This window comes from Vibrio sp. 10N.261.54.A5, from assembly GCF_041471145.1.
GTDB classification, from domain to species: Bacteria; Pseudomonadota; Gammaproteobacteria; order Enterobacterales; family Vibrionaceae; genus Vibrio; species Vibrio crassostreae_C.
In genome coordinates this window covers 33835-49404 of sequence record NZ_JBFRNU010000054.1, presented here as the reverse complement: position 1 = coordinate 49404, position 15570 = coordinate 33835, and the positions used below count along the sequence as shown (strand labels likewise).

Annotated in this window: 15 protein-coding genes and 1 pseudogene; 12 read left to right on the top strand and 4 right to left on the bottom strand. The window is 43.7% G+C overall.

Translation table 11 applies throughout. From position 1 onward, the window contains the following. Nucleotides 1-8: 8 nt before the first annotated feature. The gene (locus AB4329_RS16315; protein ID WP_029235478.1) at nucleotides 9-287 is read left to right on the top strand and encodes a DUF134 domain-containing protein; all 279 of its coding nucleotides are present in this window, start codon (nucleotides 9-11) and stop codon (nucleotides 285-287) included. 63 nt (nucleotides 288-350) lie between these two features. On the opposite strand, the gene nqrM is transcribed toward AB4329_RS16315, so the two are convergent. Next, the gene (gene nqrM, locus AB4329_RS16310; protein ID WP_017059103.1) at nucleotides 351-548 is read right to left on the bottom strand and encodes a (Na+)-NQR maturation NqrM; all 198 of its coding nucleotides are present in this window, start codon (nucleotides 546-548) and stop codon (nucleotides 351-353) included. Next, nucleotides 545-991, bottom strand: coding sequence for a NifB/NifX family molybdenum-iron cluster-binding protein (locus tag AB4329_RS16305; RefSeq protein ID WP_017059102.1), 447 nt, complete (start codon nucleotides 989-991; stop codon nucleotides 545-547). Before AB4329_RS16305 ends, nqrM begins: the two co-directional genes overlap by 4 nt. A gap of 475 nt (nucleotides 992-1466) precedes the next feature. Here AB4329_RS16305 and AB4329_RS16300 point away from each other — a divergent pair, with 475 nt between their 5' ends. From AB4329_RS16300 to AB4329_RS16250, 11 genes and pseudogenes are all read left to right on the top strand, one after another. After that, on the top strand, nucleotides 1467-2189 hold the full coding sequence (locus AB4329_RS16300; protein WP_029235926.1) for a DUF1007 family protein: 723 nt from the start codon (nucleotides 1467-1469) through the stop codon (nucleotides 2187-2189). A 94-nt stretch (nucleotides 2190-2283) separates the two neighbouring features. Continuing rightward, nucleotides 2284-3381, top strand: coding sequence for a nickel/cobalt transporter (locus tag AB4329_RS16295; protein ID WP_065583692.1), 1098 nt, complete (start codon nucleotides 2284-2286; stop codon nucleotides 3379-3381). 489 nt (nucleotides 3382-3870) lie between these two features. Beyond that, a complete protein-coding gene (locus AB4329_RS16290) occupies nucleotides 3871-5388 on the top strand; it encodes an esterase/lipase family protein (protein WP_372138767.1) in 1518 nt (505 codons plus the stop codon). A gap of 12 nt (nucleotides 5389-5400) precedes the next feature. After that, a complete protein-coding gene (locus tag AB4329_RS16285) occupies nucleotides 5401-7395 on the top strand; it encodes a choice-of-anchor X domain-containing protein (RefSeq protein ID WP_050645342.1) in 1995 nt (664 codons plus the stop codon). Between the two features lie 455 nt (nucleotides 7396-7850). After that, nucleotides 7851-8345 carry a YcxB family protein gene (locus tag AB4329_RS16280; RefSeq protein WP_017059097.1) on the top strand — a complete coding sequence of 165 codons (495 nt, stop codon included), beginning with the start codon at nucleotides 7851-7853 and terminating at the stop codon, nucleotides 8343-8345. A gap of 79 nt (nucleotides 8346-8424) precedes the next feature. Beyond that, nucleotides 8425-9150 carry a metallophosphoesterase gene (locus tag AB4329_RS16275; protein ID WP_372138766.1) on the top strand — a complete coding sequence of 242 codons (726 nt, stop codon included), beginning with the start codon at nucleotides 8425-8427 and terminating at the stop codon, nucleotides 9148-9150. 88 nt (nucleotides 9151-9238) lie between these two features. Beyond that, nucleotides 9239-9577, top strand: a pseudogene (locus AB4329_RS16270) (LysR substrate-binding domain-containing protein); the annotation flags it as partial. A gap of 128 nt (nucleotides 9578-9705) precedes the next feature. After that, nucleotides 9706-10875: an MFS transporter gene (locus AB4329_RS16265; RefSeq protein ID WP_372138764.1), complete on the top strand. Its 1170-nt coding sequence runs from the start codon at nucleotides 9706-9708 to the stop codon at nucleotides 10873-10875. A gap of 249 nt (nucleotides 10876-11124) precedes the next feature. Beyond that, complete coding sequence (locus AB4329_RS16260) at nucleotides 11125-11502, top strand: hypothetical protein (RefSeq protein WP_231625616.1); 378 nt, start codon at nucleotides 11125-11127, stop codon at nucleotides 11500-11502. Nucleotides 11503-11700: 198 nt separating this feature from the next. Continuing rightward, on the top strand, nucleotides 11701-12381 hold the full coding sequence (locus tag AB4329_RS16255; RefSeq protein ID WP_133151389.1) for a GGDEF domain-containing protein: 681 nt from the start codon (nucleotides 11701-11703) through the stop codon (nucleotides 12379-12381). A gap of 96 nt (nucleotides 12382-12477) precedes the next feature. Beyond that, complete coding sequence (locus tag AB4329_RS16250) at nucleotides 12478-13899, top strand: hypothetical protein (protein WP_372138762.1); 1422 nt, start codon at nucleotides 12478-12480, stop codon at nucleotides 13897-13899. 159 nt (nucleotides 13900-14058) lie between these two features. Here AB4329_RS16250 and AB4329_RS16245 read toward each other — a convergent pair whose 3' ends face one another. Then, nucleotides 14059-14805, bottom strand: a complete 747-nt coding sequence (locus tag AB4329_RS16245) for a nuclear transport factor 2 family protein (protein ID WP_017059089.1) — start codon at nucleotides 14803-14805, stop codon at nucleotides 14059-14061. A 197-nt stretch (nucleotides 14806-15002) separates the two neighbouring features. Further along, complete coding sequence (locus AB4329_RS16240; RefSeq protein WP_017059088.1) at nucleotides 15003-15503, bottom strand: nuclear transport factor 2 family protein; 501 nt, start codon at nucleotides 15501-15503, stop codon at nucleotides 15003-15005. Nucleotides 15504-15570: the final 67 nt, after the last annotated feature.

The window sequence follows — 15570 nt, the reverse complement described above, 5'->3', positions numbered from 1 at the left end:
AGATTGATATGGCTCGACCAAAAAAACATCGCCAGTTGTGTACCCGTACGGCTTACTCTTGTTTTAAGCCCAATGGTGTTCCTATGGACGAGCTTCATAAAGAAGAATTGCTATTGGAAGAGCTCGAAGCCTTGCGCTTGGCTGATCAAGAAGGCCTGAGCCAGCTTGAAGCCGCTGAACAAATGCAGGTGTCTCGCCAAACGTTCGGCAACATTATCAAGCGTGCACGAGCTAAAGTCGCCAAGTGCATCGTCAATGGTCACGCGTTGGTGATTCAAAGTAGTTAATTAACGTGTTAGCCAGAAGTTATTTAACTCAGTGAGCGAGAACTCTGATGCTTACTTCGATACTTAGCTTGATGGCTCAGTAATCTGATACAGCTTTTTGCTTTGCCCTTCACACACATCCTTGCAATTGCATTCACGCTCAATATCTAACTGCGCCAATCCTCCACAGCTGCCTTTGATTGGCTTGCGCGAAAAAATCACGCCTATCGCCATCAATGTAACGACTCCGACAAACCCCAATAGCGTCAACAAAAAGGTCATTGTCGGAACCCTCGAATAGCACCCAGCTGATTAGGCTGTACCATTAGAATCGAAGCTTGTTTTTTGTGCCCGTTTTCGCCGCACGTTTTATTGCCACACCCACTATTTCTCGGCTCGCGACCATAATCGAGATCGGTCACTTCCCGTAGATTGTCGAAATCCAAAGCCCCGATTTCTGCCTTACCTGTCGATGCCAAGACTCGAATATCGTTATTGAACAAGTGCGCTAGCATCTTCTTACCAATATAACGAACCACCACAGATTTCACATCGTAAGAACGGAGAACCGAAATCCATTGCTTCTTTTTATTGCAAGAGGTGTCGGAGTCAATCAAAGGAACAATCTGTTTTATCTGTCGTTGTTCATCGACAATCGCGATCTGTGGGGAACGAGCAAAGTGGTTGCCAACATGAAGGTCGCGACAAGGTACTGCGTATAACATAGTAACTTCCTGTTATTGATGATCAGGAGTTCAGCATACGCCCCATTATTGGCATATGCCAATAACTATCATGTGAAAAATAAGATTTACTGGATCGATAACTAAGATCACAAGCACCCAAACTTACCGTCATCTTCAGCCTATCTCAGTTACCTTTCAAATAACCATATATACTAGGGGGTAGTATTTTTACTGGGGGTATTTTTTGCGTTGTTAATGCCTGTTATCAAGAGCCAAGCTCAAACCCATTACAAAAAGGCCTCGCACAACCGAGAGCTTAATCGACTATTCAACGTCACACACTAGTCTGAATAATGTCGAATTAGGGACCAATCAAAGATGTTTATAGGAAAAATAGGTTGGATTGAAAATCAAGAATTGCAGTCGGCTTCAATGTAAACAAGCTTATAATTTGAAGTGAACAACGCATCGGGTTGTTATAATATAACATCACACTAAATTACCATCATTTCTCATGAAACAGCCATTTATTCTAATCGATGTCATCAATCGCCTCTCCACACGCTATGTAAGCCGTTTCTCGACATGCTTTCGCTCTCTCAAGGGCTTGACTGTTGGCCTAGCATTATTGTGTTTTGCGCCAAATCTATATGCCCACCCTCACTCTTGGATAGAGATGAAAACTCATATTGAGGGAGAGAATGGCATGATCACCGGTCTCTCTATGGAGTGGTCTTTTGATGCAATGACCTCGATGTACATGTTGGATGGAGAAGACGTCTCTGCCGATACAGAAACTGAAACATTCAAAAAGCTCGCTGCGTCTGTAATCGAAAACATGATGTACGAGCACTACTTCACGTACTTTTATGATGGTGAAGAGCCCATCAAATATCAGGTGGTTGAGAACGCAAAGTTTGAGCGTGATAAAGCCAAGATGGTTCTAACATTTGACCTACCACTTTCTAAACCTAAGCCTGTGACACGAAACTCGCTTCGCGTATTGATTTTTGACCCTAGTTACTTTGTCGACATGTCGTGGCTATCCAACAGCGACGTGACATTGTCACCTGAACTAGCAAGACAATGCCATTTAGAATTAATCGAGCCTAACCCGACGCCAGAGCAAATGAGTTATGCAATGTCTTTACCTGTCGATGCAGATCCAGATAACACGCTAGGCCAACTGTTTACACAATCGGTTGAGCTTCATTGTGCGGCGGTTCCCGCTTCTTAGTCGCAGTGGTTCGTTTCAGCCTTTAAGTCAGCGTCTAGCTGATTAAGCATGGCAACTAATTAACAGAAAGATTTCAGATATAGGTTCTTGTTAAATGAAGAAAAATCAATCCAAAATCAATCACTACCTCATTGGTGCTGGCGCGTTCGTGCTTATTGCTATTGGTGCGTATCAACTGTGGTCCATGTGGCCATCGTTAGTTATCTCTAGCATTCAATGGCAAAGAGAAGTCAATTCAGAACTTGCAGACCTGCTCTATGAAGCTAAATCCAACCCTTGGGGCGCAGGCAGTTACCTTATCGGGTTCAGCTTTATCTATGGCATGCTTCATTCTTTGGGGCCTGGGCACGGCAAAGTTATCGTGTCGACTTACTTAGCGACTCACCCAACCAAAGCCAAGGCGAGTTTAGTGCTTACGGTCGTCTCCGCTTTTTTACAAGCATTGGTCGCAATCTTACTAGTAAGCGTGTTGCTGTGGGGCTTTAGTGCTTCCATGCGAGTAGTGAATGACAAAGCGAATATGTTTGTTTCATTAAGCTTTGCCTTAGTCGCGGTCGTCGGCGCGCTTATATGTTGGAAGGCTTTGAAAAACATCTACACCGCTATGCGTAAGCCTAAGCTGAAAGTGAAAGCCATCACTACACTCGCAACAGACACAGCTGCGACAATTTCAGCGCGTTCGCCAATGGCACTTCGTTCATCAATATCAGCCCCTTCTCCGATAATCGACGCTACTAGCACAATGCAAGCCGCAGCTAACACTCATGCAGATCATTCTCATGCCGACTGTGGGTGCAGCCACCAGCATGTAGCCGATGCAGACGCAATCAACAAAGCCTCAACGCTCCGAGAATATGCTGGAATTATAGTGACGATTGGCGTAAGACCGTGCACCGGAGCCATCATGGTACTGCTTTTCGCAAACATGGTTGGCCTATATTGGATGGGTGTTGTCAGTGCTTTTGCCATGGCGATTGGTACTGCTTTCACAACCTCGACGATTGCTATAATGACACTAACAGGCAAGAACTTGGTAAAACGCTATTTGGCTGCAGGTAGCAAGAGTAACAGTGCGACACTGAAAGCCGCAGGTCATTATTTACAACTCTTTGGTGGGGTTTTGCTTGTCTTAATTGGCTTGTTGCTAATGAGTGGACAAGACAGCGGTATGTCGCCTGTTTTCACTATGTAGCGAACGATGTAATAACAAACCTCAGTTTATTGCGACCTTTACCATTTTTACTAAAAAACACTAGCCCTTATCTCTCAAATCTGAATTAACAGCCACATAATTTCTACTAACCTAACTTTGCACAGCCAGTTAGGTTAGTAGTCAGCCATTCAGAACAGCGCGCTCTATGTAGTTCTGTAACAAACCTACATCCAACTTTGATTTTCCTATTCTTAGCTACTCTTTCATAAACTAACTTAGATTGTTCTAACAATATTAGAGCACTATCCCCCTCCTTTTGAAAATAAGGACATAACTTCCGCAATCCAGAAACTACGATCGCACTCTTCCTATTTTGAAAAAAAATAGAGCAGCAGTTTTATCAATTGAGTAACAAGCCGAAATTATACCCAATAAATTTCACATCAAACTCCAAGCCTTTACCTTACAACTACAGATAGAGCTTTCTTCAACCAAATTCTTGGATAACCTATACTCAAAGGTAAACAAATGAAACTATACATTCCGAGCGCCACGCTCAGTGTTTTGTTACTTTCTCCGAGTTTCGCGAGTGCCGAAGATATACCTGATTCACACGAATTGCGTAATTTCTCGATGCGTTCACAAAGCTCTGGGATAGCCCCACCGCAAGAAGTACTCGGCGTTTATGTTGTCAATTCTGGTCCTGGTCTGGATACCGGTTGTACCTATGCTTCTGGCGGACCTCTACTTATCTCTTTACCTGTTCCTATGGTTGTCAGCCCCAACGTTTTACAAAGTGACGGGAGAATTGCCCCAAGTAAACTGGGCGATATGCAGCAAAAAGGCGTTCTCGGTTCTAGCGCAAGGATTAGCATGCCGGTCTTCGACATAGACTCCAATGCCAACGTCAGTAATATTGCTCCAGAAATAGATGTCGTATCTTTTAACGGAAAGTCTTTAGGTACGCTGCAAGGCGCTGATAACCGTTGGACGGATACTAACCTTCAAGTCGATATCAGTGATGTCAAGTTCGGCCAAAACAATGAGATTCGCGTCGATATTGATACTGGCAATACGGGAGACAACTGGTGTATGTCTGTCGATTGGGTCTCAATCGAGTTTGATGTTGCCATTCCTGTGATTCTTGCTCATGGCATTGCTGCACAATCAGACACTTGGGATGATGATACGGCTCCAGGCGTGCTTTCTACACTTGATGACTATGGCATTCGTTATACTCGTTTCTCTGCTGACAAAAATGGAACCACAGCGACTAACGCTAATATCTTGAACAACAAAATTCAGGGTTTTCTCGATGAGTTGAAATCCGACAAAGTTCACGTCATTGCACACAGTAAAGGCGGGCTAGATACCCAAAACCTCAAAGCACTTAGCCCTTCCTTTGAGATAACCTCCCTTTCTACTTTCTCCACACCTCACCTTGGTAGCGTCGCAGCAGATTTGTCGGTGATAAAAATGGACCACTACGCCGATATCTACAGTAACGTCAGTACCGATCCAAATAATTACGCTGGCAAGTACATGCAACTCCCAAATATTCCGTTTGCGGGTCCTAAAATGCCTGGTATCCGTGATCTAACAACGGATACAGCATCAAACGCGATCCAAATGCGTACTCGCGGCAATATTGCAAATACATTTTCTATTGGGGCAAATGCCGATCTCAACCAAGACGGTGTTATTGAGAAAGATCCTGATATCGTTGGCCTATTCCCATGGGGATCGCGTTGGGCAGGCGTTAACGCTTGGCAGGCGCTAAGAAGCTTTAGTTCTGCGGCCTACCTCGATACTCAAACTCAATCGGTCACAATGCCAAGTGTGCATGGACCACAAGCTCATCCAATCACCATAGTCAGTTACCAAGCCATTCAAACAGTACCGCAAGAAAATGATGTTGTTGTGACCTTGGCAAGCGCTAACCCAAGTTATACCAATGCATTGGGTAACGTATTGGCTAACCACTCAACAATGAAAACGGGACAAAACGTTGAACGCTTTCTACAACAAATTATTTCAATGCGCTAAGGAGTGGCCACAATGAAATTCATCAAGCAATTAGTGATGGTGTTCAGTCTTTTCTGTACCTTCATCACACCGGCTATCGCCAGTAATGCAATACCCGTTGGGATGAGTACAAGCACGACACTATCTCAACCAGTGACTAGTAACGATAACGAAGTCACAATGCTATTTACCATCGACAAAGCGGAAGCCCTAAAAGCAGAAATCATCGTGCCGTTGGATGATGCAACCGTATATTTAGTCAAGCCTAACGGGCAAGTCGCAACATCATCCAATGATGTGCAAGCGAACATACTTTCAGGTGACACACAAAGTCCGCCGCTACCGGGCAGCTATTTATTTTTGCCTGAAGTAACTAACCCTGAACCTGGCGAATGGAAGATCGTCGTTGATTTTCCAAACCCAAGTTACAACACAGTAATTATTGCTCAGGTTGCGATCCAATCCCCTATTGCGTTTGGCATGGCGATAGCTGCAAACCAATTTGTGGTCGGTGAACCAGTTCCCGTTTCTGCATTACTGACAAACAAAGGGAATCCAATCACAGGTGCCCAAACCAGCGCAGTGATCATTGATGAAGCTGGAATAAAAACACGCCTGACGCTTAAAGATGAGGGTGTCAATTTCGATGCTATTGCTAAAGATGGTGTCTACAGCAATATTTTCGTTCCACCCGCTGAAGGGGATTATCTAATTGAAGGCATAACGTCTTTTGAAGAATATGGAACAACTATCACTCGCCAGACAAGTAAAAAAATCCACGTACTACCCTCTGACATTGAATTTGTCAGCCTCTCACTCGCTCCACTGTTTTCCTCTGAAGGCTGTGTTATTGCCTTAGAGCAGCGCTTGGAACTTGATGTTAAATCCGCGGGGGATTTTGCCATTCATGGTTACCTCACCGATGGAATTGACGAGCTGAACACAAGCAAACGTCTGCAACTCAAACCTGCGAAGCAAATCGTCACTCTACAGTACTCAACTGAAGATATTTTTGGCGCGTTTGATTCAGCATCTACTTTGACCTCCAACCCGACGATCATCTACGCAATCACTCAAGATGACATACGAATTTCAGCCCCTCGAATTCAGTTTGAAGAATTTATTGATTTAGCATCTTTTGAGCGTTGCCGCGAACCGATTGAAGTCACGGGGAGTTTAGTCACCACACCGACTATGTCGCAAGATGGAACCTACATTGATTCGCTGAGTTTTGAGTTTCCTATCCATGTTACGCGCAGTGGAACTTACACAGGTTCGGTAAATATCGTTGGTGCAGCCGGAGAGTATTTAGAGCTAGTGAGTTTCCAAGAACCGCTTGAGGCTGGCGAAAACACCATCAAGTTTACCGTTCCTGGTGACACGTTTAAGCAAGCCGATGGTCCTTATGAACTGAACGCACTGCTAATCTACAGTGGCGTTGACTCCTATCGACAAGGAGTTCTCGGTCAAACTCCACCATACCAAGCCTCTGATTTCAGTCCGCCAGTGAATGTGACCCTCCCCTCTAACCTATTCGGTTTGGAAAGAGAAAACTGGCAAGCAACCCCGGCAACACAAGTCACGCAACATCGTGTCGGTGGTTACTTGAGAGCGGGGGCTTCAATCCCATACGACTACGAAACACTAGCGAGTTTTGACTTAAGTGAGGTTCGAGGGAAAATCAAACAGGCTACGCTTATTGTTGACTTCGGAGATTCAACCCTTCAATTTCCATTCAACAATGTGACTGCGCATATCGTTAATCAAACTTGGTCTCCAAACACACTGGATTACGACACGTTCTGTGAGTCTTTTACAATATGTGCAGCATGGAGTAATCCACTTACTACATTCAACAACGTAGAAGCCGGTCAAACGCTTAGGTTTACCAACTCTAAACTATTAGAAGCATTAAATGAGAAGAGAGTGTCTGGGTTGAACAAACTAGATATTGCTCTTACCTCTTCTCCCTATGAAAGAAGTTTCTTCATTAACGTTAAGCAGGTGTCATTATTCATCGAGTACTGATCCTAAAACTGAAATAGAATAAGGCCATGCCCAAGGTATCGCTTTGGGCATGGCCTCTCAGAGTGAACAGTGATGAACTTTGCAAGCTTCATATATTTATTCTGTTAGAGCACCCTCAACAGCAGTGATAAAGCACACTAATCACTATAGACTCCATCAACCAACAAAATGAGATCGAAGTTTTATCCAAAAATGCCAGTAGTCCCAACAACCGGGTGACTCCACAGGTCTATCCATCCCATCACCAATTTTTTAGGTGACTTTAAAGATGCCCCTACACTAGTCTGATAGCTAAAGTTAGAATAGACCCGTTAAGTATCATCGATTTACAAAACAGAGCCAAAATATCTAAATAAAAACAGTGAGAAGCGATACAATAATCAAGTTGCAAAATTGCAGCGTGGGACACCTGCCCACTGACAGCCCATTCACAGAGAACCATAAAGTAGCCTCACATGTCTAAAGAACCCGGTTTCACTACAGAATACAAACTCGACAAGACGTTTTTCGCGGAGTGTTATGATCAAACTAGCCTTCCGACTCAATTTCCAAAAGCCTACTTAAAAGGAATACTGTTTCTTATTTTTGGTGTGGTTCTACTGGAATTTGAACTATTACCTAACGGCTATGTTGGCTGGTTCTTTATTGTTTTGAGTGTGATTGAAGCATTCAGTGTGTACTGCAAAAGAACCTGGTGGTTATGGCGACAAAAAATCAGCTCAGGCGCAGGCAGCAAAATTGTCTTTCAAGGTGACGCTAACGGAGTAAGTTACAAAAACCACAAAGCGACCAACACCATCGCGTGGAGTGACATCGACCAACTTGAGCAGACCGATCTTGGTTTTATCCTGCATATCGGTAAACAGCGCCAATATGTGAGTAAATCTTGTTTAAACGATGAAGCTATTGCCTTCATGATTGAACACCACGCCGCATCAAAAGCGAAATAACACCAATAAATGCCTGCTGATTTAGCAGGCATTTTTCTATCACTTTTAATTCTACGTATCGAATTACCGGACAATAACAATGAATACCGTGTACCAAATCAGTGATTGCCACCTTTCCGATGAATCCAGCTATGAGAACCTGCGCAGAGCACTGGAATACGTCAACAAAGACACGGCATGCAAGACCATCTTTCTGACTGGTGATATTTGTTGTAACCCAAAGTCTGGCGACTACGTTCGATTAGAGGCATTCATTAGGCAACACATTAGCGACCAATCCATTTACGTGATTGCGGGTAATCATGATGACTCTCGCTTAATGCGCACAGAGCTAAAAGGCTCGACGATTTATGTCACCGACAAAGCCACCATCGGTGAACGAGAGTTTGTGTTCCTAGACTCAAGCTTCAAGCCGCTAGACAGCCGCCACCCACTTGGTTCAGGGCGTATTGATAACCGCGGCATGGCTCAGCTAAAACAACAATTGAGAAAGGCCAATGATCCTATCGTGGTTGTTCACCACCCTGTCATTCCAGTCGGTGCAGATTGGATGAAAGCGATCCGCCTAGAGAACGATACTGATGTGATGAAAGTGCTTCAAAAATATCGCGTTCGTGACGTGTTCTGCGGTCATGGCCATGATGAAATAACAGCGACACAGCAAGGCATAACTCAATATATGGCCCCGTCGACAGCCTATGGCTTTGACCACTCGATCAATGAATACAATCGCAGCGAGAAGATAGGATTAAGTCGAATCTCGTTCTGTACTGATTCCATCAACTACCAAGCTGTCTATTTTTGAACCCTATCTTACTGTCTTAAACCTCATAGATTAGCTTTCAAATAAACCAAACTATATAGAGCTATGCCAATAGAAGAGGCTTGCGGCGATTCAATTTATCTTATTTGAACGTGAACAAGCGGTAGGATTATTTGACTCCATCATTACTCAATGTGACCTATCTGGATTCTCTCCAAATATAAAAAAACAACCCAACAACATGCAAACCGTGTTAACCCAAGTCTCTTCTGGCTTAGGTGTATCTATCGCACCGCATGCAATTCGTGATTTACGCAGTGAGGGATGTGTATTTGTTAATCTTGAATCTGTGGACGTACAAATGCCATTAGTGATGACACACCATTCGCATACTCTATTCCCTACAGCCAGTGTCTTTGTTGCTGTCGTACAGAGTGAAATTGAGGCGATTCAACAAAACATGGCTTAGAAAGTTATCTATACCAGATTCGTATAGAATTTAAATCAAATGGTTATTTTTGTTATTCAATCGCTAACCTTAGACTTAGCTCATCGAAATCATTCATTAAAACGATGAACCAAAGTTAAGGTGTCACCATGTCAAAATTGACTACAGAAGTGTTGAGCACAGGACGTTTATTACTGATGTCGAGCGCAGTCTCGGCAACTGCTGCAAACCTTTATTATAACCAACCCATCTTACCTAAGATCGGCGCAGAGCTAGGGTTAACAAGCGAACAGCTAGGCGCAGTGCCAGCTGCCGGTCAGATTGGTTATGCCGTGGCATTGCTATTCTTATCGCCCTTAGGAGACACGTTACCCCGCAGACGCCTAATAGCGATCTTGTCTGTCATGTTGGTGTTGTCATCTTTTGTCGCGTTTACTGCATCTAGCTTAGTGGCTCTGGTTGTTGCGTGTTTTGCGATTGGTTTGAGTGCCAACATCACTCAGCAGCTGATTCCATTTGCAGCGTCACTAAGTACTCCAGAAACGAAAGGAAAAGTCATTGGCACATTAATGACAGGCCTAACTGTGGGCATCTTGCTTTCGCGTACACTCAGTGGGTTCATCGATGAGCAGTTTGGGTGGCGCGCGGTATTTATGATGTCAGCAATTATTGCGATGGTCTTTGGTGTGTTGCTGTATGCCTTTTTACCGACGAACACGCCGACAACGAAAATACCTTACCTTAAACTGGTTGCGAGCATGGCCACGTTAATCAAGCAGCATGCGACACTGCGTACTTCCGCTTTAACTGGCGCGCTTTGGTTTGCTTCGTTCAATGCGCTGTGGGCGACGTTAGCTCTGCATGTCAGTGAATCTCCGTTTAACTACAATGCACAACAGGCAGGAATGTTTGGTGTTATTGCTCTTGCTGGAGTCATTGGAGCAAAAGTTTCAGGGTCACTGGTGAGCAAGTTTGGCTCTCGAAACATGATCAGTATGGCGTTAGTTATTATTACTGCTGGTTTTATTATATCGGGGCTTTTCGCTGACACATTGGCTGGATTGATCGTCGGTATCATTCTCATCGACCTTGGGGTATTTAGCGCTCAAGTATCGAACCAAGTACGCGTATTCTCAATTGACCCACAAGCTCAAAGTCGTATCAACGGAATCTATATGCTTGGCTACTATCTCGGTGGTGCGTTTGGTTCATTTGTGGGAATTCAGGTATTTGAACGTGCGGGTTGGATTGGTGTTGTGGGCTTTAGTATTGCAGTCGTGATATTGAGTTTTATCGTTAACCGTTCAAATAAGCAATAAGTCACCTCGTCTTAATTCTTGAACTTACCAATATGCACAACGGATATTCACTATGTAATTGATAGCAAATTACCACCCAGTGATTTGCTATCGTTCTAGATCTAATAAGGCAGTAGTAACTCTACTCTCTCAAGTTTTGAATATCATGATTCTCAAACAAGCTTTCCCGCCTAGAGCGCTGTTATGCCTTTGCGAGATGATCTTGGTCTATTCTTATCATTTAGACGACTGAGTTCCGAGGCTTTGAGTATGAATAAACTGTTTTTAATCTTATTAGTTTTTATTTTGTCCGGATGCGGAACAAGTGATAGTGCTTTGATTGAGAGTGGTCACAACACCTCTTACATACAGGGCTTTCATGACGGTAGGCATAGCGGCATGCAAGAAAGCGGCAATAGCTTCGAAAACTACATAAAAGATGGGAAGCGTTTTGAGTCAGACAGTGACTACAAACAAGGCTGGATCGCGGGTGAATCTGAGGGGAAAAAACTACAAGCAGAAGCAACAGCGATCGGTAAAGGTGCCGCTGCTGGTTATCCTCAAAAATCGACAACGACAGATTTAGATGAAGTAGCAAAAGACACCTTAAAAGGCGTCGATACATCGGGTTTAGAGAATCTAAAATAAAAGTATAACAAAGCTAAGGTTAGGCTCCTGAATAACTCGCACCTTGGCATTAGCTTCTTCCTTTATAGCGCCCTAATTGCGCCTTCTGTTACTTCTAGGATCGAGGCTCGAAGTATTCTCGTTGTGACGATATGTATCTTAGCCCTCTGTGCAAACTATTCAGGGGAAAAGCACGATAACAGAGAAGCAAAGTGTCTGTTGAATCTGACCCTGTTTATCAACATTCTCTATATGGCAATTAGGGGCGTACTTGCTCATACCAAAGGAACGAATTCGAACTATTACCTGATATCAGATATTCATAAATTGTCTTTCGTTATCATGACAATCACAATTGTTAGCCTCGCATTTTCAGTGTTTTGGATCTTAACTGATCGTTTGTTGAAGCAGACCTATCGTTCATCGATCACTGATGAACAAACCGGCCTTTATAACCGTAGAGGCCTAGCAGAACTGATACCCAAGCTTGTTCAACCAGGCCGAGAGAGTGACATTTCTGTACTGATTGCCGACCTAGATCACTTCAAAAAAATTAATGATACCTATGGTCATGACAAGGGAGATGATGTGATTAAGCACTTTGGTCAAATTCTTGAAGATACATGCCGCACAAGCGATTTCTGTTTTCGCTATGGTGGAGAAGAGTTTGTTGTCATGTTACCTAGAGCGAATAAAGTTCAAGCAATGCAGATAGCTGAAAGAATAAGAAACCACGCAAAACACAACTCCAATCAAGAGCTCTCTTCTGGCACGTATACTGTCAGCATTGGAGTGACTCAAGCCCTCATAAACGATGACTGGAATTCATTAATTAAAAGAGCGGATAACGCTCTCTACGACGCAAAATCTCAAGGGCGCGATTGCATTGTTGAGCGTTAAGGCGAGTTGTAAAACAGTGTAAATATTCTTCCATCACAAAACATGTTGGCTAAGATTCAAGAAGTTAAACACACACAACAAGTAAGGTTAGCAAGGATGCGCATTTTTCGGTTTGTTTTAGCGATAGCATTATTGGCGTCGTCGTCCGTAGTGATGGCAAAAGATAGCGACATGATTCGTGATATCACTCGGGAGCAAGTCGATGAAAAAGCGCTTACCGATGCAATCGCTTCAAGAACATTGTCTTGGCTAACGGGAAGCTCATCTAATAATGACTATATGTCTGTTGGTCGCATGGCTAACTACTTTGGTTTTGTTGGTTTGCGCGTGGCAAGTGGACATAGCCTTTCTCGAAGCCAAGTTGCCAAGCAAACTTTGTCTGTCCTCGACTCTCAGCAACGAAACACTTTGCTAGCGTTGCTTGAACAACAAAAAACTCCTTTTGAGCAAGTTGCAAAAAGTCGATTTGCCATGAACAGAGCATTAGAAGGGTTATTAATCGGAGAGAGCATCTCGGAAGAAGAATTCCTCGAACTTGGGCAGCGCTATGGTCAGCATGAAGCCCAACTCGGCGAAATAATCGCTGAAGCCTTTGGCAAGATTATCCAAACTTTAACGGAAGAACAGAAACAGCAGCTCGACGCTATTCGACATGCTCACCTCAACGGAAAAGGTCAAGAGCTAGCAAAAGGTAACTCTAAGCCAAAGATTAAACTCAATAAAAATGACAAAAAAGAGCTAACCAACCTCGCAGCTCGCCTCTTAAGCTGGTCTACAGGTAGTGAAACGTTTAATGACTTCGAGGTAGTGGGAAAACCTAGCCAGCACTTTGGTTTTGTAAGCTTAAGAATGGCTTCTAATCACGGGGTTAAACGAGGCCAAGTATCTAAAGAGGTAATGTCATTACTCACTGCAGATCAACGAAAGGTACTGGAACAGGCTGCCAAAAGTAATATTGATGAGTTTAATCGTTTTATCGAGCAACGCGGAAACCTAATGCGCAACTTAGAAGTCGCACAAAATGGTCAATCGATTGAGACCGAAAATGTACTCAGATATGGTCGTGAGGTCGGAAAGGTTGAAGCCAGCATGACCTGGAGCCAAGCGATGGCCATGCTCAAAGTACGAGCATCATTAACAGATGAACAGTCTCAATCTCTACTCAGTATTCGCAACAAATATACCGCAGTTGGCGATCAAAACTTACCGAAAAATAGTGTAGAGCGAGGTCGCCAGCTTTACTCACAATGTAGCTTGTGTCATTCAGACAGCTCGACCACTGCTCCCAATTTGAATTCAATTGTTGGTCGTAAAGTGGCTTCAGATGACAGCTATAACAACTACTCTAAAGCCATCCTCGATTTTTCTGGCAGCCATAAGGTTTGGACGGAACCCTTGCTAAAGCAATTTATTGCATCACCTAAAACTCTGATTCCAGGCACATATATGGGGTTCTCAGGCTTGCGAAATACTCAGGATCAACAAGCGTTAGTCGACTATCTAAGTTCGTTAAATTAGCTGTTTGGGGCGAATTCAAAGAGCCAAACTCATTGAAGAACCGATAGCGAATACGCCAAAGTGTGCGGCGTATTCGCTTAACTATTTTGGCGGAAAGTGAAGGTCTTTCACACTCACCTCTCACAAGCCGATAACCGAGCTATCCCCCTTAAAGCGACTCTAGAACTTCCCGCCATTTACCCATTCTGCTTTTGGTGGCACGGGCTCTTGGTTTACCCATATCTCTTTAATTTGACCTCCCTCAACTCGGAATAGATCAAAACGCGCAACCTCGAGACCATTATCAATAACTCGGCTGTAAGCTGCTACGAAGTTACCTTGACCGACAATCTTGAACACTTGGTCATAGCCACCAATATAGCTATCTAAAGGGCTCACATCTGAGGCTTGATAAACGGCTAGCTCTTCGTGCTGGAGATACTTTGATAGCTTGTCTTTCTGCCCTAGTACCATGACATCACATAAAAAATCACGGATAAGGTTCTTATTCTCCTCTGTTTTATCTAAGTCAGTATGATTGATTGGCCCTTGCAGTCGACCTTCCCCTTCCGTCGGTTGAGCTTCGAAGGCAGAAATCACATCCCAATGTTCAATAATTTTATCGTCATTATCGGTATCGAATAGATCCGTAGTCACCCACTTATATTCGCCATTATTAATATCTTGGAATGCTTGAACAAACACGAATTGGCCATCTACGATTGAGCGTATGATCTTTATGTCTCTAACAGGGCAGCGTTTTAAGAACGGTTCGAAGAACTCAACAAAACCATCAATACCGTTGCGAACCCCAGTGCTATGTTGAGTATAACGTTGACCGGTGTACTTCGTTACCGCCTCTAATGCATGACCATCTCGGATACCTTCCATATACAGATTAGTCGCATTCGCTAGCTTATTGCTCATAGATAGTTTCTCCAAACTTAATAGTGCCAAAGTACGTTATTTGGCTCGTACACTGAAACTCAGAACTAGATTGTCTCAGGTGTCCTTTTAACTGTCGGATTGTTGAATAGGCTCTTCGCGTCGCTATTCAAAACCAAGTTAAGCTCGATATACGTCTACAGCATATCGAGCCTTTACAACCTAATTGGTCACTGTGGTTACTGTTTGGCGTGATAAGCTTTAGATACTGCGTAGCTATCCTCAAACCAGTTCCAACTCTTCACTTTGCCATCTTCAACCTGAACTCGAACCGCCCAGCTGAATTTACCCGTGTCTACACCAGATTCATTCGCAATGGCACTCATGCTGCCCATGAATACTGCTTGGTCGCCGTTTACAAAACTATAGTCTGTTGACCAGCTTGTGACTTTCAAACCTGCGCCAAATAGAGGAAAGAAAGTGTTGAGCACTTTTTCTTTTGACTCCCAGTTACCGATCCAAGGGATGTCGGCGTCACCTTCGTTGTGCCAGACAAAATCATCGGCCATTAATGACTCGAGTTTTGCCATATCACCTGAGCCTGCCGCCCATAAGAATGCTTGAGCCGTTTCTAGTGTCTTTGCTGAATCGACTGCTTTTGTTTCATCTGCAAGGGCTGGAGTGAATTGAAAGAAAGCCAGAAGACTCGCTAGACCGATAAGTAGATTTTTCTTTAACATTTTCTTTCTCCTGATTGTCAATTTTGAAGCTCAATGCGTGGGAGATTAAAAGTGCCATCAGTGCATG

Bases quoted from the DNA above. Each gene is read 5' to 3' on its own strand.
- AB4329_RS16315 (WP_029235478.1), top strand. From the start codon at position 9: ATGGCTCGACCAAAAAAACATCGCCAGTTGTGTACCCGTACGGCTTAC.
- nqrM (WP_017059103.1), bottom strand. From the start codon at position 548: ATGACCTTTTTGTTGACGCTATTGGGGTTTGTCGGAGTCGTTACATTG.
- AB4329_RS16305 (WP_017059102.1), bottom strand. From the start codon at position 991: ATGTTATACGCAGTACCTTGTCGCGACCTTCATGTTGGCAACCACTTT.
- AB4329_RS16300 (WP_029235926.1), top strand. From the start codon at position 1,467: ATGAAACAGCCATTTATTCTAATCGATGTCATCAATCGCCTCTCCACA.
- AB4329_RS16295 (WP_065583692.1), top strand. From the start codon at position 2,284: ATGAAGAAAAATCAATCCAAAATCAATCACTACCTCATTGGTGCTGGC.
- AB4329_RS16290 (WP_372138767.1), top strand. From the start codon at position 3,871: ATGAAACTATACATTCCGAGCGCCACGCTCAGTGTTTTGTTACTTTCT.
- AB4329_RS16285 (WP_050645342.1), top strand. From the start codon at position 5,401: ATGAAATTCATCAAGCAATTAGTGATGGTGTTCAGTCTTTTCTGTACC.
- AB4329_RS16280 (WP_017059097.1), top strand. From the start codon at position 7,851: ATGTCTAAAGAACCCGGTTTCACTACAGAATACAAACTCGACAAGACG.
- AB4329_RS16275 (WP_372138766.1), top strand. From the start codon at position 8,425: ATGAATACCGTGTACCAAATCAGTGATTGCCACCTTTCCGATGAATCC.
- AB4329_RS16265 (WP_372138764.1), top strand. From the start codon at position 9,706: ATGTCAAAATTGACTACAGAAGTGTTGAGCACAGGACGTTTATTACTG.
- AB4329_RS16260 (WP_231625616.1), top strand. From the start codon at position 11,125: ATGAATAAACTGTTTTTAATCTTATTAGTTTTTATTTTGTCCGGATGC.
- AB4329_RS16250 (WP_372138762.1), top strand. From the start codon at position 12,478: ATGCGCATTTTTCGGTTTGTTTTAGCGATAGCATTATTGGCGTCGTCG.
- AB4329_RS16245 (WP_017059089.1), bottom strand. From the start codon at position 14,805: ATGAGCAATAAGCTAGCGAATGCGACTAATCTGTATATGGAAGGTATC.
- AB4329_RS16240 (WP_017059088.1), bottom strand. From the start codon at position 15,503: ATGTTAAAGAAAAATCTACTTATCGGTCTAGCGAGTCTTCTGGCTTTC.